Annotated in this window: 19 protein-coding genes; 8 read left to right on the top strand and 11 right to left on the bottom strand. The window is 68.4% G+C overall.

Annotation, left to right across the window (positions count from 1 at the left end; all coding sequences use genetic code 11):
• Window position 1 precedes the first annotated feature (1 nt).
• The 5 genes from VM221_13155 (at window position 2) to nth (ending at window position 4503) form a co-directional block, all read left to right on the top strand.
• Window positions 2-766 (top strand): ATP-binding cassette domain-containing protein, encoded by a 765-nt coding sequence (locus tag VM221_13155; protein ID HUT75769.1) that lies wholly within the window; start codon window positions 2-4, stop codon window positions 764-766.
• A gap of 150 nt (window positions 767-916) precedes the next feature.
• Window positions 917-2356 (top strand): MlaD family protein, encoded by a 1440-nt coding sequence (locus VM221_13150; GenBank protein HUT75768.1) that lies wholly within the window; start codon window positions 917-919, stop codon window positions 2354-2356.
• 4 nt (window positions 2357-2360) lie between these two features.
• Entirely contained in the window at window positions 2361-3311 is a 951-nt protein-coding gene (locus tag VM221_13145; GenBank protein HUT75767.1) for a hypothetical protein, read from the top strand.
• On the top strand, window positions 3295-3708 hold the full coding sequence (locus tag VM221_13140; GenBank protein HUT75766.1) for a hypothetical protein: 414 nt from the start codon (window positions 3295-3297) through the stop codon (window positions 3706-3708). The genes VM221_13145 and VM221_13140 overlap by 17 nt, the downstream gene beginning before the upstream one ends.
• 132 nt (window positions 3709-3840) lie before the next feature.
• Complete coding sequence (gene nth, locus VM221_13135; protein HUT75765.1) at window positions 3841-4503, top strand: endonuclease III; 663 nt, start codon at window positions 3841-3843, stop codon at window positions 4501-4503.
• A gap of 137 nt (window positions 4504-4640) precedes the next feature.
• Here the strand turns inward: nth and VM221_13130 are convergent, their stop codons facing one another.
• From VM221_13130 to VM221_13080, 11 genes are all read right to left on the bottom strand, one after another.
• Window positions 4641-4865, bottom strand: coding sequence for a hypothetical protein (locus VM221_13130; protein HUT75764.1), 225 nt, complete (start codon window positions 4863-4865; stop codon window positions 4641-4643).
• 75 nt (window positions 4866-4940) lie between these two features.
• Window positions 4941-5873, bottom strand: coding sequence for a phospholipase D-like domain-containing protein (locus VM221_13125; GenBank protein HUT75763.1), 933 nt, complete (start codon window positions 5871-5873; stop codon window positions 4941-4943).
• A 111-nt stretch (window positions 5874-5984) separates the two neighbouring features.
• Window positions 5985-7298 carry a TldD/PmbA family protein gene (locus VM221_13120; protein ID HUT75762.1) on the bottom strand — a complete coding sequence of 438 codons (1314 nt, stop codon included), beginning with the start codon at window positions 7296-7298 and terminating at the stop codon, window positions 5985-5987.
• Window positions 7299-7369: 71 nt separating this feature from the next.
• The gene (locus tag VM221_13115) at window positions 7370-8818 is read right to left on the bottom strand and encodes a TldD/PmbA family protein (protein HUT75761.1); all 1449 of its coding nucleotides are present in this window, start codon (window positions 8816-8818) and stop codon (window positions 7370-7372) included.
• Window positions 8819-8996: 178 nt separating this feature from the next.
• Window positions 8997-10976, bottom strand: a complete 1980-nt coding sequence (locus tag VM221_13110; protein HUT75760.1) for a DUF3604 domain-containing protein — start codon at window positions 10974-10976, stop codon at window positions 8997-8999.
• A gap of 169 nt (window positions 10977-11145) precedes the next feature.
• The gene (gene ftsZ / locus VM221_13105) at window positions 11146-12195 is read right to left on the bottom strand and encodes a cell division protein FtsZ (protein HUT75759.1); all 1050 of its coding nucleotides are present in this window, start codon (window positions 12193-12195) and stop codon (window positions 11146-11148) included.
• A 317-nt stretch (window positions 12196-12512) separates the two neighbouring features.
• Window positions 12513-14327, bottom strand: a complete 1815-nt coding sequence (dnaK, locus tag VM221_13100; GenBank protein ID HUT75758.1) for a molecular chaperone DnaK — start codon at window positions 14325-14327, stop codon at window positions 12513-12515.
• Window positions 14328-14954 carry a nucleotide exchange factor GrpE gene (gene grpE, locus VM221_13095; GenBank protein HUT75757.1) on the bottom strand — a complete coding sequence of 209 codons (627 nt, stop codon included), beginning with the start codon at window positions 14952-14954 and terminating at the stop codon, window positions 14328-14330.
• 40 nt (window positions 14955-14994) lie between these two features.
• A complete protein-coding gene (locus VM221_13090; protein ID HUT75756.1) occupies window positions 14995-16548 on the bottom strand; it encodes a TCP-1/cpn60 chaperonin family protein in 1554 nt (517 codons plus the stop codon).
• Between the two features lie 288 nt (window positions 16549-16836).
• Entirely contained in the window at window positions 16837-17880 is a 1044-nt protein-coding gene (gene hrcA / locus VM221_13085; protein HUT75755.1) for a heat-inducible transcriptional repressor HrcA, read from the bottom strand.
• A 1944-nt stretch (window positions 17881-19824) separates the two neighbouring features.
• Window positions 19825-20043 (bottom strand): GNAT family N-acetyltransferase, encoded by a 219-nt coding sequence (locus VM221_13080; protein HUT75754.1) that lies wholly within the window; start codon window positions 20041-20043, stop codon window positions 19825-19827.
• A 163-nt stretch (window positions 20044-20206) separates the two neighbouring features.
• On the opposite strand from VM221_13080, the gene mfd reads away from it, so the two are divergent.
• The 3 genes from mfd (at window position 20207) to VM221_13065 (ending at window position 25511) form a co-directional block, all read left to right on the top strand.
• Window positions 20207-23866 carry a transcription-repair coupling factor gene (mfd, locus tag VM221_13075; GenBank protein HUT75753.1) on the top strand — a complete coding sequence of 1220 codons (3660 nt, stop codon included), beginning with the start codon at window positions 20207-20209 and terminating at the stop codon, window positions 23864-23866.
• Between the two features lie 117 nt (window positions 23867-23983).
• Complete coding sequence (locus VM221_13070) at window positions 23984-24982, top strand: stage 0 sporulation family protein (protein ID HUT75752.1); 999 nt, start codon at window positions 23984-23986, stop codon at window positions 24980-24982.
• Window positions 24983-25142: 160 nt separating this feature from the next.
• Window positions 25143-25511, top strand: a complete 369-nt coding sequence (locus VM221_13065; GenBank protein HUT75751.1) for a VOC family protein — start codon at window positions 25143-25145, stop codon at window positions 25509-25511.
• Window positions 25512-25521: the final 10 nt, after the last annotated feature.

Genomic DNA, 25521 nt, shown 5'->3' with positions numbered 1-25521 from the left:
CATGACCGAGCAGGATGCAGCCATACGCCTGGAGCAAGTGGTGTACGAGATCGGGGGTCGGCGCATCCTCGACCGCGTGAGCTTGCGGGTGGAGCGCGGGGAAATCAAGGCGGTGATCGGCCTCTCCGGCTCGGGCAAGACGACGCTCCTGCGCAGCGTGATAGGGCTGGTGCGGCCGACGGCGGGGGCGGTTTACCTGGAGGGAGTGGAGATCACGCAGCTGGGGGAGGCGCGGTTGGACCAGATGCGCTGCCGCACCGGGTTCGTGTTCCAGGGAGCGGCGCTGTTCGACTCGTTGAACGTATTCGAGAACGTGGCGTTCGGGCCCCGCCATCACCGGCGGCTGTCGCGGCAGGAGTTGGAGCGGCTGGTGGGGGAGAAGCTGGAGCTGGTAGGGCTGCGAGGGATCGAGGAGCAGATGCCGTCGGAGCTGTCGGGGGGCATGCGCAAGCGGGTGGCGATCGCGCGGGCGCTGGCGATGGAGCCGGCGGTGATGCTGTTTGACGAGCCGACGGCGGGGCTGGATCCGATCACCTCGCGGGTGATCGAGAACCTGATTGCGCGGCTGCGGTCGCAGTTGGGGATGAGCTGCCTGGTGGTGTCGCACGACGTCGAGGGGCTGTTCCACTTTGTGGACCGGGCGGCGCTGCTGTACGAGGGGCGGATCGCGGCGACCGGGCGGCCGGCGGACCTGCGGTCGAGCGCGGATGAGATGGTGCGGCAATTCGTGACGGGGTCGGTGGAGGGGCCGATCCACGTGGTATGACACCCCGCGACGCGCTCACATCGCGCGCGGGGTGGATCTGAAAGGAGAAAGTGGAAAGGTGATGGCAGGCTCGTCGGCAGCAGTGCTTTTCACCTATCACCTTTCTACTCTCGCCTGCTCCAGCCCTAATCCGGGCTGGCGGAGGGAACGATGAAATCCGGCGCGGAGGTGAAAGTGGGCCTGGTGGTGGTGGCGGCGCTGGTGGTGCTGGCGCTGATCCTGTACTACTTCATCGGCCTCTACGCGGCGCGCGCGGGCTACCCCCTGGACGTCTTGTTCGAGCGCGCGGAGGTGCGGGCGGGCGACGGCGTGACGATGGCGGGGGTGACGGTGGGCCAGGTGGAGTCGGTCGGTCTGACGCCGGGCAATCGGGCATTGGTGCGGCTGCGCATCCGCGACGGGGTGGTGGTGCGCTGGGGCTACGACATCCGCGTCGCGCCGGGGGTGCTGCTGGGGGAGAAGTCGGTGGAGATCACGCCGGTGTCCGACGAGCGGGCGGGCGCGCCGCTGGAGCCGGGGGCGCAGGTGAAGGGTGAGTCCTCGCTGCGGGTCGAGGACTTGCTGGCGGATGCGCAGAGGCTGGTGGGACGGCTGACGGAGGCGGTGGAGTCAGTGACCGCGCTGGTGCAGAACCGGGAGATGCGGCTGTTGGTGGAGCAGTCGCTGGCGAGCCTGGGGCGGGCGGCGCGCGACATGGGGGATCTCGCGCGCACCCTGGGCGGCATGGCGCAGGAGACCCGCCCGCGGGTGCAGGCGACGCTGGCCAACGTCGAGGGGGTGACACGGGACTTGCGCGAAACCTCGCAGGCGGTGGCACGCGCCGCGACCGAGAGCGAGGTGCCCGCGGAGTTGGAGGAAACGGCGCGGCGGCTGCGCAGCGTCGTCGAGCGCGTGGATGACATCGCCGCCCAGTTCCAGGAGCTGGCGGCGGACCCGGAGATGAAGGACTTCGCCAAGGACGCCGCGCGCAGTCTGCGCGACAGTTCGGACCGCATCCGCGAGGCGGCCACCGTCATCGCGGAGGGAGCGCGCCAGGTGCCCGACATCATGTCCAATGCTCGCGCGGCCTCCGAGAACATCCGCGACGCCTCGGCCGAGATCAAGGAGATCACGCACGAGGCGCGCACCGGCTTGTCCCAGGTGACCGGCCGCGCCGCCGAGGCGGCCAAGGCGATCGGCGAGCTCCCCCCCGTCCGGGCCGATCTCAACGCTGGCGCCCAGTACCTGACCCGCGATGGCCGCTGGTGGGTGGATGCCAATGTTGACCTGTCCAGCCGCGATCGCCTGGTGCGCCTGGGAGCGGCCGATCTGGGGGAGACCAACCGCCTCAACTTCCAGATGGGACAGGGCCTGGGGCCGGGGCGGCTGCGCTACGGCCTCGTCGAGTCCGAGATCGGCCTGGGCTATGATTGGCCTGTGACTCCGTGGCTGACCCTGAGCGCCGAGGTCTTCGATCCCAATGACCTGCGGGCCAACGTCTTCGGGCGGTGGGGCCTGGGAGGGAGCCTCGACGGCTGGAGCGCGATCACCGGCTATCGCAAGGTGGGGGGCGACGGCAGCCCCGCCATCGGCATCCGCGCGGAGCGGTAGCAACATGTTGAGCATCCTGTTGGACGCTTTGAAGACGACAGGCGGGGCGGTCGCGGCCGCGGTGACCGTCGTATCGGGGGCCGTGTACCTCTGGCACGTTGCGCGAAAGTACAGGTCCCTCCTCGTGTTTGCGGCTGCATGCGGACTTTCGTATTTTGTATGGGCCATCCGCTGCACGGTATTGTCGCGGGCCCCCACGCAGGAGAACGCTATCCTGCGTTACGCGGCATCCTATTTCGCTATGGCTGTGATCGCCCTGCTACTCGTCGCGGCCCTGTTGGTCGTGTGGGGACTTCGCTCCTCGGACAAAGCGCGTGGTCTATCTGACACTCTTCATGTCGCACGGAGGGAGCACCAGGAGACAACAGCAAGCGCTCGGGAATCGGTGCTCGAGGTTGAACGGCTCGCCGTGCGCGAGGCGCTCCGGCAGTTCGCGGACTCCTTGGGGGCTCACGCTGACACGGCGCTCAAAGGGGTGATGGTGCGTCAGGCATGCGCCGAATGCGACGTGCTCAACTATTATTTCCGCGAGGATGGCTCACTTTGTGCAATACTTCACGCGGGCGAGCAGCATAATGTGAGTCCTGGATCTCTGTTCCGCGTATATCAGCGTCACAGCGTCGCCGGCCTGCCGGAACCCGCTGAGACGGAGGTCGGCCGAGCCGTTGTGGTGCACGTGCAGCACAAGATATCACACGCGGTTTTCGACCCGGAAGCTACGTCCGCGGCGGAAATGGATGCTGCGAGGCGTGCCCCGATTGCGGCTCCCGGCGCTCTGCAGCTGCGCCGCCTATCTCACCGCATAGCGAGGGCTCTGGTGCCAGAGCCGCTGGAGGGCTTGTCTCTTGACGCGCTTGCCGCACTCGTAAGGGTAGCCTCGCAGCTTGGGCAACGACTTGTGGGTGAATCCGAGTTGGATCAGAAGGAGCCAATCGACGATGCCTCTTACAGGTAGGATAGCGCGGATAGTGAGCCCAACGCAGGTTGTGCTGAACATCGGCCGCCAGCAGGGCGTAACGCGAGGGATGGCCTTCATCATCTACGAGGAAGGCGACATGATCAACGATCCCATTACCAACAACGATATCGAGAGGCTCGAGATAGTCAAGGGTAGAGTGGTGGCCGAGGAAGTGCAGGAAAGCCTGACGTTTGCGCTCACCGTCGTCCGAACGTACACGCGGACACAGGCGCCTCCCTTCGCGGCGCTTTCACTGCTTACTTCGCCGCGAGAGGTCAGCGTGCGACGCAGAGATCAGCTGCCCGTAGACGATGATGCTGTGGAGCCTCTGGCTAGCGAGCGGACAAAGGTCCGAAAGGGCGATCTTGTGAGGGAAGAACCGAAGAACGCGTGACGGATCGTCAAGGCCGAGAATTCGTAGGAGGTCGCACCTGGAACCGCCTGCGCGGTTCAGACGCCGATTGGTGTCCGATTCATCGCGTACATGCTCGCGCCGGATAGGGAGAGGTCGGCAGGGAAGCAGGGGATGATTGCAGAGACCCACGAGGAACAGGCGCAGCGGGCGCGGGCGATCCTGAGGAAGCTCAAGCGGCACCGGCCCGATGCGCGCATCGAACTGAACTTCAGCACCCCCCTGGAACTGCTGGTAGCAACGGTGCTGGCGGCGCAGTGCACCGACCAGCGAGTGAATGAGGTCACGCGCTCGCTTTTCACGCGCTACCGCAGCGCGCAGGACTACGCGCAGGCGGATCCGCATACCCTGGAGCGGGAGATCGAGGCCACGGGCTTCTTTCGCCAGAAGGCGAAGGCGCTGATCGGCATCGGCGGGGAGCTGGGGACGAAGCACGGCGGGAAGGTGCCGCAGACCCTGGAGGAGCTGGTGGCGCTGCCGGGGGTGGGGCGCAAGACCGCCAACGTCGTGCTGGGCAGCGCCCTGGGCATTGCCGCCGGGATTGTGGTGGATACCCACGTCCAGCGCGTGGCGCGGCGCACCGCGCTGTCCGCGCAGACCGCGCCGGAGAAGATCGAGGCCGACCTGATGGAGCTGCCGCCGAAGCGGGACTGGATCGCCTTCGGCATGCACTACACGCTGCACGGACGTTACCTGTGCATCGCGCGCAAGCCGCTGTGCAGCCGCTGCCCCATCCTCGACCTGTGCCCGCAATTCGAGGTCAGCAACCCGCAGTAGGACAACAGGGTTGAACCACAAGGGCACAGAGAACACAGAGGCAGGAGAAACAGGGGACTGTCCCCGGTTTCCCGGTTCCCCCGGTTTCCCCGAGGACTACAAGTGCGCCTCAGATACTGTCGTCGGCACGAGGGCGGTTAATAGAGGAACGGAGCGGGCACCACGTGCACCGCGTACCCGGACCGCGTGTCGCGCAGTTTCTCGCATAGCGTCTCCGGATCCGCCTCGGTCGTCTTAAGGTGACGCCGAACGAGGCGTATGGCGTACGCCTCCGCTGCTGCCTCGGCGGCGAACATGGTGGCCCGCGGTGGCGACTCGCTGACCTCCGTCTCTATGACAGCATAGACCGCACATCGTTGCATTCTTCAGCCTCCTGTTGTCTGCTATCATGGTCCGCAGCGGCCCACCGACTTCCTTGGCGGCGAAGGAATACTCGCCTACTCGACCGGTGTTGGTCGCATCCTTAGCAGATCACCTTTCTCGGTCAAGCGATAGCGTCCATAGCGGCCACCTACCCCGCCCTGCCGTTCGAAGAGGTCGTCCCCGCTTTTCCCGACAGTGTGTTCATTTAGCCGCCCGCGAACGCTATTGCGCAAAGTGTCCCACTTGAACTGCAGACGTCGACGTCGGGCCTCGTCTTCCACCCACGCCGCGATGTCTCTGAGATGGACGAACTCCTGCGCATCTCTTCTCAACGTGCGAATTGCCTCGGCAATCAATTGTCTCTGCGTCGGGACGGTCCCTGGCAACGCCTCTTGGCGGCGCTCCAGTTCGCGGCGCAGCCGGACGATCGCGGCGCGACTGGCCCCTGTCCCCCGTGCAGATCGAGACGCCTTGTATAGCTCGCCATACCGAACGACGTATTCCGCGTCGGGCGTGAACAGCGAGTCGTCGTTCCGCACATCGCGATAAAGATGTTCCGCCTCCACTATCGGCGGGTCCCTTGGTGCGCCTGATAGAAGAACGTTCGCCTCCAGGTTCTGGCGGAGCCCCCCGCGAGTAAGGTTTGACGAGCCCACAATCACGTGCGTGAGGACATCTTCGCGGAAGATGTAGAGCTTGGGATGATAGATGCCTTCCTCGCCCGCTTGGCCCAGGAACCCAAAGAAGCGCAGCCCCGGATGCGAGCGCGAGAGGTCCATAAGATCGGTGAGAGCCTCAGGCTCCGTGAACATGTAGTCGAAACCGAATATGCACTCCGCGTGCGTTCCGCGCTCGAGAAACCTCGCCAGAGGCTTCCCGACCATGCGCAAGCCTGAGCGGCGCAGGAAGGCTACAGCGAGGCTCGCAGATTGGGCGCAGCCCAGCCGCTCGCGGATCACGTCGGCCAGCGGGTGACTGACGTTGTCGGGAATCTTGACGTCAGGCATCTGAGATTCGCTCCAGCTACCGTTGCGTCGAGGTGGCACCGCTTGCAGGGCCAGGTGCTGGTGCGCAGTCGAGCAGGTGGACTGCGGACCTCGCCGCCTCACCGGTCTGTGTCACGACGTAAACGCGAAGCGGCCGAGCTTAAGCGCGGGCACGACGCTGCGGTCGCACAGCACCGGCTCGCTGCCGATGAGCTCGACCGTGTCCAGCGCCCCCAGGATGCTCTGGGTGAAGCGCAGGTTGCGCACCGGCTCGCCGAGCTTGCCGTTCTCGATCAGGAAGGTGCCGTCGCGGGTCATGCCGGTGATGACGGTTTCCTTGGGCTGGACGATGTTGGTGTAGTGGAAGCGGGTCACCAGCAGCCCCCGCTTGGTCGCTCGCAGCATGTCATCTCGCGACGCCGTGCCGGCGCCCAGGAGCATGTTCATGGGCAGGGGGCCGTAGGTGTTGGGGGCGGGCAGGGCATGGCCGGTGGATTGCTTGCCCTGCTTGTGGGCGTAGTAGGAGTCATAGACCACCGCGTTGGCGACGCCGTCCTTGATGAGGTCCACGCGCTGCCTGGGTACCCCCTCGAAATCGAACGGCAGCGGCACGCCGCGGGGGTCGAGGCCATCGTCCCAGATCGAGATCTGGCTGCCGGTGATGCGTTGGCCGAAGCGGTCGCACATGAAGGAGCGCCCCTCCTCGACGGCGTTGGCGCCGAAGCCCAGCCATGCCAGGAACATCAGCAGGTCCGCCACCGCCGGGGGCTCGAGGATAACCTCGTAATCGCGGGGATCGGCGGCGGCCGGGCGGCGGCCGAGGATGCACTTCTCGATGGCGGTCCAGGCGACGGCCCGGTGATCGAGGCGCGAGATGTCATGTCCCATCCACTGCCCGTAGCCGCTGGAGGTATCGTCGGAGACGATGACGTTGAGGTGGGCGTGGGTGGCGGGATGGTAAGCGCGGATGCCGAGGGTGCTGCCGACGATGAGCTCGCTGGTCTCGATGGTCAGGGCGCCGGAGGCCAGGCAGTTCTCCTGCCGGGCCATGGCGACGAGGTCGGCCACCAGCGCGGCGCGGGATTCGGGGGTGGAGGCGTCGGTGGTGACGCTGAAGGCGCGCACCGGGGTGATGGGCGCGGGCGCAGGCAATGACACGAAATCCCGATTCTCGGCCTGCATGCGCGCCAGCTCGGCGGAGCGCTCGGCGGTGGCGCGCAGTTGCTCTGATTCGAGGCGGTTGGTCGTCGCCGAGCCGACGCGCCGGCCGACCACCGAGCGCACCGACACGCGGGCCGCGCTCTCGGCCAGGTTCTGGTGGATCATCGAGTTGGCGAAGCGAGTAACGGCGCCGTCCTCGACCATGATGACGACCTCGGCCTGATCCGCCTTGGCGTGGGCGAGGGTCTCCTCCAGCAACTGCGATGCGCGATCTTTTCCGAGCATGTCTGCTCCCTGAGTTCAGCCGTCGAGCGCCGCGGGTTGGGTAGGATCAGCCACGGCAAGCTGGTGCGCGGTCATTTCTCCAGCACGCCGACTTGGACGCCGGCGAAGCGGGCGGGAGCGGAACCGTGGCCGACGTGCATGAGCTGCACCGGCTCGCCCTTGGCGCAGTTGGTGAGGCCCCACATGCGCCACGAATCGCGGTTGCCGATGGCATTGCACGAACCCCAGAACTGCGGGGTGATGCCGTGGTAGGTGGCGTCGCGCAGGACCGCCCCCAGCGACCCGTCCTTGATTTCCCACGCGATCTCGGTGGCGAACTGGAAGTTGAGGCGCTTGTCGTCTATGGACCAGCTCTTGGTGGTCTGCAAGAAGAGGCCGCGCTTGGTGTCCTTGATCATCTCGTCGAGGTCCCAGTCGCCGGGCTCGAGGTTGACGTTGGTCATGCGGACAAGCGGCAGGCGGTTGGCGCCGTCGGCGCGCATGGTGCCGGAGCTGGAGAGGCCCAGACGGCGCGCGGTCTCGCGCGAGCTGAGATAGCCGCAGAAGACGCCGTCCCGCACCAGGAAGGTGCGCTGAGCGGGCACCGCCTCGTCGTCCCAGCCGAAGGTGCCCAGGGCCCCCGGCACCGTGGCGTCGGCGGTGATATTGACCAGGCTGGAGCCGTAGCGCAGGACGCCGAGTTGGTCGGGGGTGAGGAAGGAGGTGCCGGCGTAGCTCGCCTCGGTGCCGAAGACGCGGTCGAGCTCGGCGGGATGGCCGCACGACTCGTGGATCTGCAGCGCCATCTGCGAGCTGTCAATGATGACGGTGGTGCGCTCGCGCGGGCACGCCGGCGCCGCCAGCAGCTCGACCGCCTCGGGGGCGATGGTCTCGGCGCCGCTCTTGAGCTCCATGCCCTCGATGATCTCCCAGCCCCCGGCGGCGTGGAAGCCGTCCAGCGACGACGGGAAGGAGCGCTCCTGCACGCGCGCACCGTCCGCCGCGGTGGCGCTGACCATGCCGCCGGATTCGAGCATGCGCTGGTGGATGTCGTCGCCCTCGGAACTGACGAAGTCCTTCTCCTCCTCGTGGAAGGCAAGGGTGCTGTTGGAGACCTTGATCTCCGGCCGCTGGCGCATGACGCGGTCGGCGTCGAGCAGGAGGCTGATCTTGTCCCCCAGGGGCACGTCGAAGGGGTTGACCTGGAACTGGGACTCCCAGGAGCCGCGCACCGGCGGGCGGGATTCGGGGGCGACGGGCTCTTCGCCCGGCACGGTGGCGGAGGCCTTCGCGACGCGCACCGCCAGTTCGGCCGCGCGCTCGAGGTCGGGGCGCTGCAGGCGGTCGGTGGCGGCAAAGCCCCACGCGCCGCCGGCGATGACGCGGATGCCGGCCGCGAATTGCTCGGAGCTCTCGAGCGCGTCCACGACGCTGTTCTTGACGTGCACCGACTCGCGGCGGCGCCGCGTGATGCGGCAGTCGGCATAGGACGCGCCGGCACGCATGGCGCGGTCCACGGCGAACTTCGCCAGATCGTTCATATTACCCCCCACGGGTATCGGTCCGGTACAACCTATCAGGCGCGCTCACGCCTCGCGCCGGCGACCACGGCGGCAAGGCAAACCATAATATAGCACGGAGCCACCTCCTTCGGCAAGCGATTGCCGCGCGGGCTCCTCACGCTTCGCAGGGAAGCGCCGCTTCGCAGAGTAGCAGGCGTCAGGAGATAACCCAGATGGGACTGGCCCACGCCATCTCGCCGTCGGCCTGGGTGACGCGCAGGTAGTAGAAGGTGAAGGGGCGAGCGGCTAGGCCGCTGGCCGCCGCCCCGGCCGCAGGCCTAGGGGTTGAGAACGGCGCCGGCGGCAGGTTGACCTGCGCCAGCGGCTCCGGGTCCTCCCATTCGAAGGCGAGGTCGGCGCCAGCGGGCCCGCGGCGATGGAGGTCCCGGTTGTTGCGCACGATCTCAATGCACCGGATGTCGTCCGTGCCGTGGACGGTGATGGCCAGCTTCCGCGCCGCGGCCAGCCCGGGGTCGTCGGCGAGAGACACCTGCGCGCCCATGGGATGGTCATTGAGCCGGAAATCAACGACCATCCTGGCGCCCGTCGTTCCATAGCAGCGCCGGTTCCACAGCGCCTCCCAGATGGCCTCGCGCGTGTTGGCCGCCGCCCACACCCCCAGCAGCCCGGCCGGGTACTGCCAGCCCGGCTTGTCGCCCACCACTTGGTCGCCGGGGTGGGCGAGGTGATCGTCGCCGCCGGCGGTGAAGCCTACGCGCCACCCCAGCTCCAGCGCGCGCTGCACGAAGCCCGCCGCCACCTCGCCGGCATCGGGGGGTTCGTCGCCGCTCACAGCTACCGGGCGCACCGGGAAGGGATTGCCCTGGTGCACGCTGCGCTCGGAATTGCCCCACACCGAGTAGATCTCGACCAGGCGCTCCTTCTCCGGGTCGTGGTCCTTCCAATCGCAGTGGTTGCCGACCTCGGCGCTGTGATGGGGGATGATGATGGCGGTTTCGTCCCGCAGCGCCCGGAACAGATCGGGCGGCGTGGGGTGGATGCCGTCCTCCGAACGGTACATCGGCCGGTGGTCGTGGAGGTAGTACACGTTGCGGTCGCCGTCACCGTTCTGCCGCCACTTGGCCCACTCGTAGCCGAGGAAGGTGGTGAAGCGCCCCGGCTGGTTGTACCTGGCCGCCTCCTCCTGGGTCAGGGTCCACATGTCATCGGGCGTCTCGTACACATGGTCGTGATCCCCGGAGGCGGCGAAATCGAGGCGACACTCGTCCCGCATGTAGCCGAAGTAGTGGTCGAGCGAACCCAGGCCGTCCGAGATCTCGGTGTGGCCGTGGATCATGCCCCACCATACCCGCTCCGACGCCGGCCCCGCAGAGCACCGGATGGGATTGGTGACCGCGCTCAGGCCGCGCGCGGTATCCTCGACGCGCAGACGACACACACCTTCATCCGGCACGACGATTCCCTCCAGCATGCAACAGGCGGAATTGGCCACCGCCACCCGCCGGGCCCGCAGCTCGCGGCCGTCAAGGGTTACCACCAGCGGTCCCGGCTCCTGCGAGGCCACGTTTCGGTTCTCGTCCTCGGGGCGAACGAGCAAGGACAACTCGGCGCCCGGCGCAACATGACTGGGGGCGTGGGCCACCAGCCGCGTCACCGCCCCGCCCACGATGTGCATCAGGCACGCGCCGACGATCCGCTCCCGCAGCTCCCCTGTCAGCGAGGGTACCCGCGGCTCCGCCTCCCGGGGCGCCGCCAGCAGCGCGAAGTACCGGTTGGCCAGGGACAGACGGGGAGCCGTCGTCCCCGCTGAGCCACCGAGATGCGCCATCAACTGCTCGCCTTCCTGCAGCCCGCCGGCGGGGACCTCGAAGGCGAACACGCCGCCATCGGCGCCGGCGCCCGCCGGTCGCAGTCGCTCCCCGGATGGCAGCTCCAGGGACACGTGTCCGGGGAGCGATTCATCGTCCGCCTGCAGGCCCGGCCATCGGTTCTTCATGTGGCGCCCGCCGTGGACGTAAAGCCATGCTCGGTCCCGCGGGGGCACCGGCTTGGCCAGGGTGAAGGTGAGAACCCACGCGCCCTTCTCGCCGGCGCGCGCGGTCGCCGGCTCGGCGACGCCGAGCTGAATATGCTCGGGTATCCGCAATGGGCGCTGGAAGTCCATGTCATGTGCCAAGCTCGTGCTCCTGGTCGTGATTCGCTTGGCGGCTAGGTCTGCTCTGCAGACCGCCGTGGCGGGCAAAGCCCTAGCCACACTGGAGAACGGTTCGGGGCCAGGCGCAGCAGCGGCCCGGCCCCGATGACCCTTTCCCTCGCTGCCCGGATGGCTTAGCGCGGGGGGACGATTACTTGCGGCGAACGAATGCGGGTACGTCGAGGTCCTGCGGTTCCTGCGGCTCCTGCGGCAGGTCCTCAGCGAAGGCTTCCACCATTCTCTGGGCGCCCTCCGCGTGCGGTTCGAAGCCGGTGGCGATGACCGTCACTCGCACCGCGTCGCCGATCTCCCGGTCAATGACGACGCCGAAAAGCACGTTGGTGTCGGGGGCGTCGGAGGCGCTGGCGATGATCTGCGCCGCTTCCTCGACCTCGGACAGCGCGAGGTCGGCGCCGCCGGTGATATTGAACAGGATGCGCTTGGCGCCCTCGACCGAGGTTTCGAGCAGGGGGCTGGAGATGGCGGCCTGAGCGGCCTCGGCGGCGCGGTGTTCGCCGGTGGCTTCGCCGATGCCCATGATCGCGGGCCCGGCGCCGGACATGACCGTCTTCACGTCGGCGAAGTCGAGGTTGATGCGGCCGGGAACGGTGATCAGATCCGAGATGCCCTGCACGCCCTGGCGCAGCACCTCATCCGCCTGGGCGAAAGCCTCATCGAGGGTCGCGTGCTTGTCCACGATCCCCAGCAGACGGTCGTTGGGGATGGTGATCAGCGTGTCCACCTGCTCGCGCAGGGATTGAATGCCGCGCTCGGCGATCGCCATGCGGCGGCCGCGCTCGAAGGCAAAGGGCTTGGTGACCACGGCGACGGTAAGCGCGCTCAGCTCCCGCGCGACCGCCGCCACCACCGGGCAGCCGCCGGTGCCGGTGCCGCCGCCCATGCCCGCGGCGACGAACACCATGTCCGCCCCTTCGAGCGCGTTCTTCAGCTCCTGGCGGCTCTCCTCCGCCGCGCGCAGACCGAGCTCGGCATCCCCCCCCGCACCCAGACCACGGGTGACCTCCTTGCCCAGCTGCAGCTTGCGTTCCGCCGCGCACAGGTTCAGCGCTTGGACGTCGGTGTTGGCGGCGATGAACTCCACTCCGCGCAGGTCGGCGGCGATCATGCGATCCACGGCATTGCTGCCGGCGCCGCCCATGCCGATCACCTTAATCTTGGCAAAACTCCCGCCCTCGTCCATCTGTTTCGTCCCCTCCTGGATGGCGAACAGAGTCGCCTCCGCGTCCGCTGCGTCAGGTCGCTCAAGGGTTGCTTCGAGCCGCGCCTGCTGCTGATCGGCGCCGATGTCCATGGAAACTGCGTTATTATAGGCAGCCGGCCGGAGGGTGTCAAGCACAACCGGACGGGGATCCCCCTGGGCACGCCCCGACGAGTCGGAGCGCGGATGTAGGGGCAAGGCATGCCTTGCCCCTACGAGGTCGCGCCCGGGTGTGCGCCCAGCCATCCCAACGAGAAACGGTCACGCTCCGGGCAGGCGACGCCGGGTGGCAGCCGCGCCTACTCGCCGCGCACCTCGCCCTCCAGCGCGCCGGGGGCGCGTTCCCCGGCGCGCCCAGCCGCCTGCGACGCCTGCTCGGCGGCATTGTAGCGATACAGCGCTTCCGTCACCTCGTAGCTCGCGCGCTCGAGTTCCGCGATCACCTGCCGCAGTCGCCCCAGGGAGGTCCCCGCGTCGGTCTCCCGCGCCCGACTCACGACATCGGCCAGCGGCTGGGTCGTCGCCTGCGGCAGCTTGCCGGCGGCATCGCTGAGCACGCGATCGGCGCTCGCCAGCAGATCATCCACGCGCAGGCGTAGTTGGGCGGCCTCTCGCTTGCGCCGGTCGCGATCGCGGTTGGCGTCGGCGTCGGCGATGAGGCGCTCGACTTGCGCCGGGCTCAGGCCGGAGGCGGGGGTTATCTCGACCTCGCGGCGACCTCCGGTGGCGACATCGCGCGCGGAGACGTGGAGGATGCCGTTGACGTCAATGTCGAAGGTGACCTGGATGCGGGGCACGCCCTTGGGCGCGGGGCGCAGGCCGCCGAGCTGGAAGCGGCCGAGGCTGATGTTGTCGGCGGCCATCTCGCGCTCGCCCTGCAGCACGTGGAGGTCCACCGCGGACTGGTTGTCAGCGGCGGTGGTGAAGGTCTCGGTCGTGCGCACGGGCATGGTGGTGTTGCGCATGATCAGGCGCTGGAAGACCCCGCCCGCGGTCTCGATGCCCATTGACAGCGGGGTCACGTCGAGCAGGACGATGTCGCGCACCTCCCCCGCCAGCACCGCCGCCTGGATGGCGGCGCCCACCGCGACCGCCTCATCCGGGTTGATCTCGCAATGGGGCGGCTGGCCGAAGAGCTGCGTCACCAGCGCTACCACCGCCGGCATGCGCGTGAGGCCGCCGACCAGGATGATGCGGTCGAGGTCCTCCGGGGTGACGCGGGCGTCGGCCATGGCAGTGCGGGTGGGTACCACCACGCGCTCGAGCAGGTCGGCGCTCAGGTGCTCGAAATGGGCGCGGGTGAGCTCGCGCTCGAGGTGCCTGGGGGCGGGTCCGGAGGCGCTGATGAAGGGCAGGCTGATGCGCGTGGCGACCAGGGTCGAGAGCTCGATCTTGGCGCGCTCCGCCGCCTCGCGCAGGCGCTGCATGGCGGTCGCGTCCGCGCGCAGGTCGAGGCCGTGCTCGGCCTTGAACTCGTCCGCCAGCCAGCCGACGATGCGCTCGTCCCAGTCATCGCCGCCGAGGTGGGTATCACCGCTGGTGGCCTTGACCTCGAAGACGCCGTCTCCCAGCTCCAGCACCGACACGTCGAAGGTGCCCCCGCCGAGATCCCACACCAGCACGGTGTGGAGGTCCTGCGCTTGCAGGCCGTAAGCGAGGGCGGCGGCGGTGGGTTCATTGATGATGCGCGCGACGTCGAGGCCGGCGATACGGCCGGCGTCACGGGTCGCCTGGCGCTGGGCGTCGGAGAAGTAGGCGGGGACGGTGATGACGGCGCGAGCGACCGCCTCGCCCAGGAAGGCCTCGGCGTCGGCGCGCAGCTTCTCCAGGATGGCGGCGGACACCTCGGGAGCGCTGTAGGGCTTGCCGTCAATGTTGATGCTCCAGTCGGTGCCCATCCGCCGCTTGGCGGAGCAGATAGTGCGCGCGGCGTTGGTCACGCACTGGCGCTTGGCGATCTCGCCGACGAGGCGCTCGCCGGCGGCGGTGAAGGCGACCACCGACGGGCACAGGCGCTCGCCCTCGGCGGTGGGGATGATGACGGGCTCCCCGCCGTGCATGGCGGCGACGGCGGAATTGGTGGTGCCCAGGTCAATGCCGATGATCTGCGCCAACTATGACTCCTCGCGGCGCGGGCGCGGGGGGTGACCATCATCCGCCGCCGGCGGCGCCGCCACGATCACCCGCGCCGGGCGCAGCACGCGATCGCCATGCAGGTAGCCCTTTTGCACCTCGACCACGACCGTACCTTCCGGCTGCTCGGCCGTCGGCACCTGGCCTACCGCGTCGTGGTAGCGGGGATCGAACTGCTTGCCCGCGGCGGCGATTGGACGCACTCCCTTGCGCGCCAGCGCCGCGTGCAGTTGGTCGTAGCTCATCTTGACGCCGTCCATCAGCGCCTGCGCGTCGTTGGCGTCCCGCGCCGCCGCCATCGCGCGCGCGAAGTTGTCGAGCACCGGCAGCACCTCCAGCAGAATCGCGGCCTCGCCATCGCGCACCGCATTGCCGCGCTCGTGGCGCGCGCGGCGACGGAAGTTGTCGAGGTCGGCGAGGGCGCGCAGGTACTTGTCATGCAGCTCCTGCGCCGCCGCTTGCGCCGCCGCCAACTCCTGCTGCAGGTGCGCCACGCGCTCCGGCGCCGGCTCGACGAGGGCGCCCTCCTGCGCGCCCTCCGGGCCCGCGCCTTCGGCGGGCGCCGCCGCGGCCGCGGGCGTTATCTCGAGCTTGTGTCGCTTGGGCATGGAACCACCTATTGGGTATTCCGCAATCGCCGCCGACGCCTCATGCCGGCGGCGGCTGGTCGGCGTCGCGCCGGCGGATGATGGTGCTGATGCGCAGCACGGCCTGGGCCACCTCCCCGGCGGCGCGCAGGGCGTGCACCTTGACCGCGGTCGGATCCACCACCCCCAAGCTTAGCATGTCCGCGACCTCGCCGGTGTCACAGTCTATCGCCAGCGCGTCGCTCCCGGCGCTGGCGGTTTCCGCCATCAGGTTGCCCATCTTCTCCAGCGGGTTGAAGCCGGCGTTGGCGATGATCTGCGCCAGCGGGCGCCGCAGCGCCTCGACCACGCACTCGGCGCCGTAGGCCGCCATGCCGCGCATCGAGGCGCGCAGCCGCTGCACCTCGACCGCGGCCGCCGCCTCGGCCGCGCCGCCGCCGGGGACCACCCCGCTCAGGAGCGCTTGCTGGGCGCCGCTCGCGGCGTCCTGGGCGATGCGCCGGCGCTCGTCGCGGACCTCAGCCGTGGCCGCCCCCACCAGGATCGTCGCCGCGCGTCGCCCGCCGCCGCCCTCAAAGCGAACGTGGCCCAGCCGCTCGTCTTGCGCCACCAGGCGGGCGCGGCCCAGGCAGCGCGCGAGGTCATCCGCCGCCCGCGCCAGGCCGGTGCGCTTGACCGGGCGCGCGCCGGTGTGTTCGGCGATGCGCGCGAGGTCGCGCGCTGACACCCGCCGCAGCACCATCGCGCCCGCCGCCGTCAGCGCCTCCTCGGCATCGTCGCTGACCCCGCGCTCCGCCACCACCACGTTGACGCCGAGTCCCGCCACCCGCTCCAGCGCCTCGGCGAAGCGGCGCTTGAGCTCCAGGTAGCGGGCGAACCCCGCCTCCGTCGCCAGCGCCTGCTCCCCCAGCTGCTCCGGCTCCAGCGCGTCATCGAGCAGCAGCACCCGCGCGCGCCGCACCTGCCGCGGCATGCGGCGGTTCATCCGCTCCTTGTCAATGATGAGGCCGGCCACGACCTCGTTGTCCGCTCCCTCCCGCGCGATGATCCATTCGCTCAGCCGGAACCCCGGCTCAGCCAGAGCCGCGCGCCCGATCAGCCGCGCCGCCTCGACGACGAGATCGGCGACCTGCGCGTCCCCGCGGCCGGCGATGAGGGCCGCCCGCGCCAGCAGGGGATCGTCGAATCCCTCGATCTCCCGGCGATGTCCTTCGATCACCTCGACGGCGCGCGCCAGCGCCGCGCGCATGCCTTCGATGAGCCGGGTCACCGGCACCCCCCTGGCCGCGCGGTTGACCGCCTCTGTCACCAACGTGCTCGCCAGGATCGTGGCGGTGGTGGTGCCGTCGCCGACCTGGCGATCCTGCGCCTGGGCGGTGTTGATCAGCATGCGGGCGGCGGGGTGGGCAACGTCTATCTGGTCGAGAATGGCGAATCCGTCGTTGGTGATGGTGACACCGCCGAAGCGGTCCACCAGCATGCAGTCGAGCCCCTTGGGCCCGAGCGTGCCTTCGACCGCCGCCGCCACGGTGCGGATGGCGCTGGCGTTGCTGACGAGCGCGGACAGGCGCTCGTCAGCGGCGCCTTGCTTGTTCTCGCCCTCGACCTCGGGCATGGCTAGCCTCGCCTGCCTCAGAATAGGGAACCGACGGCAACCGGCGCCCCGACCGATCGGGGCGAGATGACCCCCCCTTGGGCGGCTAACCCGATGGGCCGCTGGCTAGGCGGCTAGGTCTGCTCTGCAGACCGCCGTGGCGGGCCGATGCGTCGGCCCTAGCCACCTAAAGGCCGCCATCCCGGTCACTGACCTAGGGACGTGGCGGGCCGGCTCGTCGGCCCTAGCCCACTTCGCTCGGAACAGGGACTTCAGCGAAGTCGCGCCCGGGCTCAGCCGGCGGCCGTGCTACTTGCGGGCCTTGCTCGCGAACGCCGCCCCCAAGGCGCGCGCGGCCAGCAGCAGCGCCGACATCACCGATCCGTACGGCATGCGCTTGGGGCCCAGCACCCCGAGGCAGCCGCAGGCGCCTCCCGGCGCCTGGTAGGTGGCCGACACCAGCGCGCAGTGACGCAAGGCGGGATGGCCGGTGTCGTCGCCGATCATCACCGACACGCCGGGGCGCTGGCGCGCCAGCAGCTCACTCAGATAGGAACGCTCTTCGATCACGCCGAACACCTCGCGCGCGACTTCCGCTTGCTGGAACTCCTGTGTCTCCAGCAGGCGGCTGCCGCCCTCAATCACCAGGGGGCTGCCCGCGGTCACCGGCAGGCTGGCGGACAGCAACTCGACCGCTTGGTCGGCAAAGGGCGTGCGCGACCACAGCTCGCGCACCGCGCGCAGCAGCCGATCGCGATCGAGCTCGACCAGCGCGACCCCGCGCAAGCGATCGCTGATGACCGCCCCCAGCGCCCGCAATTGCCCGGTGCTGGGCAGGCGGTTGAACTCGAGCAGGGCATGGTGCACGCGCCCGGTCTCGGTCACCACCACCACCAGCACGCGGCGCGGGTTGAGCCGCGAAAGCTGCAGGTAGCGCAGCTTCTCATGGCGCCAACTCGGCGGCTGCGCCAGCGACAGGAAACGCGTCAGGCGCGCCAGCGCGCGACAGGTTGCCTCCAGCGCCGTCTCCGCTTCTTGGCTGCACTCCAGATCCGCAAACGGACCCGGGTCGGCGCCGGGTTGCGCTCGGGACACCACGCTCTCGGCGTAAACGCGATAGCCGCGATCGGTCGGCACCCGCCCGGCCGAGGTATGGGGGTGACCCAGGTAGCCCGCCCGTTCGAGCTCGGACATCTCATTGCGCACCGTCGCCGAGCATACCGCGAGGTCCCCGCAACCCACGACCCACGCCGACCCCACCGGTTCTCCGGTGGCGATGTAGCGCTCGACCACCACTCCGAGAATCGCGCGCTTGCGCTCGTCCAGCGTCCGCGCCACCGTTGCACCTCTCATGCAAGAACTACCATCGGCGCGCCGGTTTGTCAAGCCTTCTACTCTTTGACCGTTACCCAGTTTCCGGCGAGGTGACACCGAGATGCTTCACTGCGCGTGCCGACGCGGTCGCGCAAGCACGCTTCGTTCTGCATGACCGGAGCCGCGACGTATCATCCAGAGCGTCAGCGAAGAATCTCGCCTTCGCGACGAGCAAAGTGGGTAAGCGTCAGTTCTACTCTGCGAACAGGGGATCCGTCTTTACCGAGCTTTCCTCGAAACGCAGTGATTTGCCGCGGTTCGCCCGGCAACCCCTCCCCCTTCAAGAGCCTGCCCTACTGTCGAATGGGGGAGGTTGGGTGAGGCTTGTCCGCCGTAGGCGGGGTGCATTGGTAGGGCAGGCGTCTCGCCTGCCAATCGTCTCGCAGCCGAGACGGCATGGACGCAATCTGGTACGCCCAACACCTCACCTTCGTCATCCGACTCGTTTTCTACCCACGTGCGCCGGGCCGCCCACCTCAGCGCGACGCCACGCCACACCCCGGCGCGTTATCAGCGCAGGAAGAAGGAGGGTAATGGCGAATATACGAGTCAAGAGGCATTGTCTGGGCCAAGGGGGAACTCCTATGCGCGCTGCAGCCGCATCGGTTACGTTCGTCATCCTGTATGTTGCCGCTATGGTGACCGCCCCGGCACCAATGGCCTGGGCCGCAGCTAGTCCGGAGCAGGCTGTCCCTCTTCCGGCAGCCTCCGCAGGAGGACCGGTTCCACCGCCGTTTCCGTTCTGGCAGACGCCAGCGGTCATCGCCGCGACCTACGGCGCGGGCCTTTTCTCGGATCGCTATCGAACGGAGGTGAATGGCCTCAAGATCGAGGTGCACGTTTCGTATCTTGAGCTCGTGGATACCAGCCAGTCGAGGCTTGACCCCGTTCGTACCCTTAGGGCCAATTGCATCAGGATCTTATTGGATCGACCGGTTCCGTTATCCGTTCTTCCGGCGTACTTTCCACGGCTGAAGTATGATGCAAGTCAGGAAAGATCTATCTGGCGCTTCCGATTCCCTCCACGATATAGCCCAGTAGGAGGCGACCAGGAGTGGAAACACGAGCAGTACGCATCTGATTTTGGGATTAACCGGACGCTTGTCGTTGGCGACTCCCGTGTGGGTTATGTCGCGTATGGGCTAGAAGCTGCCCAGCCGGGGGATCGCGGAGAGTATCTGTATGAGATCTCGTTCGTTGCGGAGGACCCAACTCAAGATGCCCATGGCGACCGCACCCTTGGCCTCTATACGCCTCGGGCAAAGCCTTCGGGTAATGCTCCAGTTGCGTGGCTGATAATCCGGGCCCCAGAGAGCTGCTTCAAGAGCAACAATAATCTTCCGCCCCAGTGGGATCCCTGGCAAGTCAAGGCAGGCGGAAAGTCGGCCAGGCAATAGCCGAAGCGTTTGGCATACCACATGCTTCAGATCGGTTAACGTGGTGCCCCTCGCGAGGAGATGCAAGCTATCAACCGCCGTCTGGTAGAGAGGATACTATGCTTGTCGGTGACAAGTCTCTTGGCCATGCCATGGCAGCACCCGGCACTGCCTGAGGTCCACCAGCATTTGATCCCCCGGCAATGCCGTTCTGGAGATCATGAGCACATAGCTGACAAAGTATACGGGCACCTCCTCTCCCAACGTGCCCAGGTGCAAGCAAGCGGCACCGTGCCGTGGGACAGTGAGTACCTCACAAGTGTCGTCCGCGAGATGCCCCGCGTCTTCCGCCCCTACTGATGTATTGATATTAGAGGAGGGCTGGGAATCAGTCGAAACACGGGAAAAACAGGCGATTTGCAGCCCTCCGCTAATGCCAGGAAGTCAGTGAACACGTGACCAGTTTCCCGCTATAGTGAAACCGGGGCAACTGGGGGCAGTCCCCCATTTCCAGATGTCGTTCGCAGCCGAGCATCGTGAGGCACTCCTACGAGTTCCACCAGAACGCCGTCGCGTCCGCAGCGCCCTCTTCACCGCCACAAGACCGGTACAAAGCCATCGCCGCTTCATTTGACCTGCTCGTGGGCACGAAAACCTTCCCGCACGCATCGGCCCTGGCGAGACGCTTGAGCTCTTCGACGAGAGCGCGCCCGATGCCGTGCCTACGATGGTGTTCTGCCACGGCGACCTCATAGAAGAAGAACATCACGGGATTCCTACCGTCGAGACGGCTGCGCTACCATACTTACCGTCACCTTCATCCTCCCCCTGGAAGGGGGAGGAGTTTTTTCCCAGTCCCCACGCTCCGCGAACATACCCAATCCTACGGTTGCCTCGACTTGCCCGCGGCGCGGTGATATACTGGACCCATGCAAGCGGTGCTGCCCGCGCTCGGGCAGTGGCAAAGATTCGAGGAGCTTCTTCACAACCTTCGCCGCGACGGTTTTCATGGCGCCGTAGAGGGCCTGACCGGCGCCGCCAAGAGCTGCGTCATCGCCGGCCTGGCGGCCCGCCTCGGGCAGCCGCTGCTCATCGTGACCCACAGCAACGAGCAGGCGGAGCAACTGTACGACGACATCGTTTCCTTCACCGACTCGGCGCCGGATCAACACGCCTGCCCTGAGCGGCTAGGTCGCGCCGCGACCGCCACCCCGGCCCAGCGGGCTCAGGGGCCTGCCGAACGGGTCTCCTTCCTGCCGTCGCTGGAGATCCTGCTCTACGAGGACTTCTCCCCCGACTTCGACATCATCCGCGACCGCCTCAACTCCCTGCGCCGCCTGCTGCGCGGGGAGGCGGTGACCGTCGTCGCCACCGCCGCCGCCGTCCTCCACCAGACGGTGCCCCCCGGGGTGCTGGCGCGCGCGCACCTCTCTCTGCGCAAGGGGCAGCCGCTCGACCTGGGCCGCCTCGCCGCCCACCTGGTGAGCCTGGGCTATGTCCGCGAGGAGATGGTCGAGCATCCCGGCCAGTTCAGCATCCGCGGCGACATCATTGACATCTATCCCTCCACCGCCCTGCAGCCCCTGCGCCTGGAGCTCTTCGGCGACGAGGTCGAGCGCCTGGCCGCGCTCGATATCGAGACCCAGCGCTCGGGCGCGGCGCTGCTGGAGTTCGATCTCATGCCCGCGCAGGAGCTGGTGCTTCCCGGCGCGCATGATCCGGGAGCCGTGCTCGCTGGCTTCGCCGACCGCGAGCGCGTCATGCGCGCGGCGCTGGCGGAGCAGGCCGCCATCCTCGATCAGCAGGGCAGACCCGAGGCGGCGCGCCGCCTGCGCCGCAAGCTCGAGCACGACCTCGAGCGCATGTCCCAGGGCGTCTACTTCCAGGGCATCGAGTATTACCTGCCGTTTATGCACGACGGCACCTATACCGCCCTCGATTACCTTGCCGTGGGCGGCGCCGTCATCCTCGACGAGCCGGCCCTCATCGCCGAGCACTACCAGCGCTTCGAGCAGGAGATCGCGGACGCCTACCGCATGCGCGTGCAGGAGGGATCGCTGCTGCCGCTGTCCGACGCGCTCTACCTGCCACTGGAGGAAGGGCGGCGGCGGCTGCAGGAGCGGGCGACCCTGAGCTTTCAGGTGCTGGAGCCGGGAACTGAAGGCTTCGCCCCGGGGCCGCCCGAGAGCACGGTCGCCGCGGAGGTGCCGCCGCCACCGCGCTTCGGAGAGCGGGGGGACGACCTGGCGCGGGCGCTGCGGGGTTGGCAGGAAGAGAAGCAGCTCGTCATCATCTCGACCATGCAGGGGGCGCGGCTGGTCGAGCTGCTGGAGGAGGCCGGGGTGCGCGGCGTCGTGCGCGCCGACGATGGCGGCGCCGGACGCGGGCAGATCCTCATCACCTCGCGCAAGCTGTCCGCGGGCTTCACCTTGCCTGAGGCCCGGCTGGTATGCCTGACCGACCAGGAGGTCTTCGGCTGGCAGAAGATCCGCTGGTCGCTGCGGCGGCGCCACACCGAGGGCGCGCCCCTCAGCTCCGTCACCGAGCTGGCGCCGGGGGACTACGTGGTGCACATCAACCACGGCGTCGGCGTCTTTGAGGGGCTGGTGCGACGGCAGGTGGACGCTGCCGAGCGCGAGTACATGGCGGTGCGCTATGCGGCGGAGGACCGCCTGTACGTGCCGATTGACCAGCTCGACCGGGTGCAGAAGTACATTGGCGACGAGGACGCGGCGCCGCCGGTGCACCGCCTGGGGGGCAGCGAGTGGGAGCGCGCACGGCGGCGGGCGGCGAAGTCGGCGCGAGAGCTGGCGCAGGAGCTGGTGGCGCTGCACGCGGCGCGCCAATCGCACCCGGGGCACGCCTTCAGCCCCGACACGCCGTGGCAGCAGGAGATGGAGGCGGGCTTCCCCTACGAGGAGACCGCGGATCAGCTGCAGGCGATCGCCGACGTCAAAGCGGACATGGAGCAGCCGCCGCCGATGGACCGGCTGGTGTGCGGCGACGTCGGCTACGGCAAGACCGAGGTTGCCATCCGCGCCTGCTTCAAGGCGGTGATGGAGGCGCGGCAGGCGGCGGTGCTGGTGCCGACGACGGTGCTGGCGCAGCAGCACTTCGCGACCTTCAGCGAGCGCCTCAAGCCCTACCCGCTGCGGGTGGAGATGCTGAGCCGTTTTCGCTCGCGGGCGGAGCAGGCGCAGGTCGCGCAGGGCCTGGCCGACGGCACGGTGGATATCGTCATCGGCACCCACCGCCTGCTGTCGCGCGACGTCAAGTTCAAGGCCCTGGGCCTGGTGGTGGTGGACGAGGAACACCGCTTCGGCGTGCGCCACAAGGAGCGCCTCAAGCAACTGCGCACGACGGTGGACGTGCTGACGCTGACGGCGACGCCCATCCCGCGCACCCTGCACATGGCGCTGTCCGGCCTGCGCGACATGAGCGTCATCAACCAGCCGCCGGAGGGGCGCCTGCCCATCCGCACTCGCGCCCTGCAAAAGGACGACGAGGTCGTCCGCGAAGCCCTGCTGCGCGAGCTCGACCGCGGGGGGCAGATCTATTTCGTGCACAACCGGGTGGAGTCCATCGCCCACGTCGCCGAGCACGTGCGCCAGCTCGTCCCCCACGCCCGCATCGCCATCGGCCACGGCCAGCTGCGCGAGGGCGAGCTGGAAAAGGTCATGTTCGACTTCTACGCCGGCGACTACGACGTCCTGGTGTGCACCACCATCATCGAGAGCGGGCTCGACCTCCCCAACGTCAACACCATGGTGGTGGACCGGGCGGACCTGCTCGGCCTGGCGCAGCTCTATCAACTGCGGGGGCGCGTCGGGCGCTCCGACCGCCAGGCCTACGCCTATCTCACGTGGACCCCGCACAAGCGCCTCACCGACCGCGCGCACAAGCGCATCGCCGCCATCAAGGAGTTCTCGCACCTGGGCTCGGGCTTCCGCATCGCCTTGCGCGACCTCGAGATCCGCGGCGCCGGCAACCTGCTGGGGCCGGAGCAGCACGGGTTCATGGTGACGGTGGGGTTCGAGCTCTACACGCAGATGCTGGCGCAGGCGGTGCAGGAGGTCAAGGGCGAAACCGCCGCCCCCGAACGCCAGGTTTCCCTCGACCTGCCGGTGGACGCTTACCTGCCGGAGCAGTATGTGCCGAGCCTCAACCAGCGCATAGATTTCTACCGCCGCATGGCCGCCGTGCGGCGCCCGGCACAGATGGCGGAGCTGCGGGCGGAGCTGCTCGACCGCTTCGGCGCGCCGCTGCCGGAGCCAACGGAGAACCTGTTCGAGCTGATCCAGCTCAAGCTCGACTGCCTGGCGGCCGGCGTCGCCAGCGTCACCAGCGAGCGGCTCCAGCTCCGCATCCGCTTTGCCGACGACCGCCGCCTGCAGCCAGCCCAGATGCGCAAGCTCCAGGCCCAGTTCTCCGCCGTGCGCGATCCCGAGTTTCGCCGGGCGAGCCCGGTGGTCAGCCACGACCGCATCCAACTGCTGACCCTGGGCCTGAGCCCGCGGCGCCTGCCCTCCCTGGTCGGCGAGATCGTGCGCCATGTGGGGGAAATGCTATCGCGCGGCGAAGTCTCATAGGTCGCAGGATCGGCACGGAGGCCAAGCGATGTCCGCGTCGAACACAGTAGGCATGGAGCAGCACGTGGCACAGCCGCCCTCGGCTGTGATGATTCATAATGCGCTGAGGATAGATTCATGCCAACCGCAGTCGGTGTGACGTTTCGCTCCGCCGGGCAGGTGCACTACTACGATCCCGGGGAGCTGGAGCTGAAGGAGGGCGACGCGGTGATCGCCCCCACCCCGCACGGCATCGAAATCGGTCAGGTCATGACCGAGCCGCGCGAGCTCGAGGCCGACCATCCCGACCAGCCTCTGCGCCCCGTCACGCGCAAGGCCACCGCCGATGACCTGCGCCGCGAGCAGGAGAATCGCGAGCGCGAGCGGCGCGCCTTCGACACCTGCGCCGAGCGCATCCAGCAGCACGGCCTGCCGATGAAGTTGATCGAGGCGCACTACACCTTCGACCGCAGCCGCGCCATCTTCTACTTCAGCGCCGAGGGGCGGGTGGATTTTCGCTGCCTGGTGCGCGATCTCGCCCGGGAGTTGCGCGCGCGGGTGGAGCTCCATCAGGTCGGGGTGCGCGACGAGGCCAAGCTCATCGGCGGCTTCGGCCCCTGCGGGCGCCCGCTGTGCTGCGCGACCTTCCTCTCGCGCCTGCAGCCGGTCGCCATCAAGATGGCCAAAGAGCAGAACCTCGCCCTCAACCCCTTGAAGATCTCGGGCGTGTGCGGCCGCCTCATGTGTTGCCTGAGCTACGAGTACGAGGGCTACCGCCGCGCCAAGGCCGAGCTCCCGCGCGTGGGCTCCCGGATCACGCTGCCGCAGGGCGCGGGCAAGGTGACGGAGGTCAACATCATCAAGGGCACGCTCAGCGTCGCCCTCGAAGACGGCACTCGCGTCGAGGTCGCGGCTCACCAGTGCGCGTGTGGAGCGGAGCGCCCGTGCGCGCCCCCGGCGCCGCCGGCCGAGGGCGAAATCGGCGGCGGCGAGGTGGCGCCCGTAGCCGGTGGCGACCCCGCCGCGCCGCCGCGCCCGACGGCCTCGGACCAGCAGGCGCCCCCGCGCCCCCGCCGGCGGCGCTCGCGCCGCGGCGGCTCGCGCAAGCCCAAGCCGGACGCGCCGCAGCAGGGGTAGGGGCAAGGCATGCCTTGCCCCTACCGAGGACACCCCCACGGGATTCCCCGTGCCGGGCGCGGCTTGTGTGCCCGCGGCACCATCGCCGCCAAAGGAAAGACCCCCGCGTGCCGAAACTATCCCGCGCCCGATGGTCAATCACTCGCGCAGGAGGACGATTATGCCCAACCCGGTAGTGCACTTCGAGATTCCGGCGGACGACATGGAGCGGCTCATGCGGTTCTACACCGACCTGTTCGGGTGGAAGATGGAGGCCGCGCCCGGCATGGATGATTTCGCGATGGTTACGACCATGACCGACGGCGCGGGCATCAACGGCGCGATCATGAAGAAGCGCGTGCCCGAGCAGACCATCATCAACTACGTGATGGTGGCCTCCGTCGCCGATTTCGCCGACAAGCTTCAGAAGCTGGGGGGAATGATGGTAGTGCCCAAGACCGCGGTGCCGGGGATGGGCTACTTCGCCGTCGGCCTCGACCCCGATCACAACCCCGTCGGCCTCTGGGAAACCGACGCCAACGCGGGGTAGTGGCGACGGC

The organism is Armatimonadota bacterium (assembly GCA_035527535.1).
Lineage (GTDB): Bacteria > Armatimonadota > Hebobacteria.
Note: the sequence above shows the minus strand (reverse complement) of the source record. Positions and strands in the feature narration are given on the sequence as shown.

Bases quoted from the DNA above. Each gene is read 5' to 3' on its own strand.
- hrcA (HUT75755.1), bottom strand. From the start codon at position 17,880: ATGAGAGGTGCAACGGTGGCGCGGACGCTGGACGAGCGCAAGCGCGCG.
- VM221_13140 (HUT75766.1), top strand. From the start codon at position 3,295: ATGCCTCTTACAGGTAGGATAGCGCGGATAGTGAGCCCAACGCAGGTT.
- VM221_13090 (HUT75756.1), bottom strand. From the start codon at position 16,548: ATGCCCGAGGTCGAGGGCGAGAACAAGCAAGGCGCCGCTGACGAGCGC.
- grpE (HUT75757.1), bottom strand. From the start codon at position 14,954: ATGCCCAAGCGACACAAGCTCGAGATAACGCCCGCGGCCGCGGCGGCG.
- nth (HUT75765.1), top strand. From the start codon at position 3,841: ATGATTGCAGAGACCCACGAGGAACAGGCGCAGCGGGCGCGGGCGATC.
- VM221_13120 (HUT75762.1), bottom strand. From the start codon at position 7,298: ATGCTCGGAAAAGATCGCGCATCGCAGTTGCTGGAGGAGACCCTCGCC.
- VM221_13070 (HUT75752.1), top strand. From the start codon at position 23,984: ATGCCAACCGCAGTCGGTGTGACGTTTCGCTCCGCCGGGCAGGTGCAC.
- ftsZ (HUT75759.1), bottom strand. From the start codon at position 12,195: ATGGACGAGGGCGGGAGTTTTGCCAAGATTAAGGTGATCGGCATGGGC.
- VM221_13125 (HUT75763.1), bottom strand. From the start codon at position 5,873: ATGCCTGACGTCAAGATTCCCGACAACGTCAGTCACCCGCTGGCCGAC.
- VM221_13145 (HUT75767.1), top strand. From the start codon at position 2,361: ATGTTGAGCATCCTGTTGGACGCTTTGAAGACGACAGGCGGGGCGGTC.
- VM221_13155 (HUT75769.1), top strand. From the start codon at position 2: ATGACCGAGCAGGATGCAGCCATACGCCTGGAGCAAGTGGTGTACGAG.
- VM221_13150 (HUT75768.1), top strand. From the start codon at position 917: ATGAAATCCGGCGCGGAGGTGAAAGTGGGCCTGGTGGTGGTGGCGGCG.
- VM221_13065 (HUT75751.1), top strand. From the start codon at position 25,143: ATGCCCAACCCGGTAGTGCACTTCGAGATTCCGGCGGACGACATGGAG.
- VM221_13080 (HUT75754.1), bottom strand. From the start codon at position 20,043: ATGTTCTTCTTCTATGAGGTCGCCGTGGCAGAACACCATCGTAGGCAC.
- mfd (HUT75753.1), top strand. From the start codon at position 20,207: ATGCAAGCGGTGCTGCCCGCGCTCGGGCAGTGGCAAAGATTCGAGGAG.
- VM221_13130 (HUT75764.1), bottom strand. From the start codon at position 4,865: ATGCAACGATGTGCGGTCTATGCTGTCATAGAGACGGAGGTCAGCGAG.
- VM221_13115 (HUT75761.1), bottom strand. From the start codon at position 8,818: ATGAACGATCTGGCGAAGTTCGCCGTGGACCGCGCCATGCGTGCCGGC.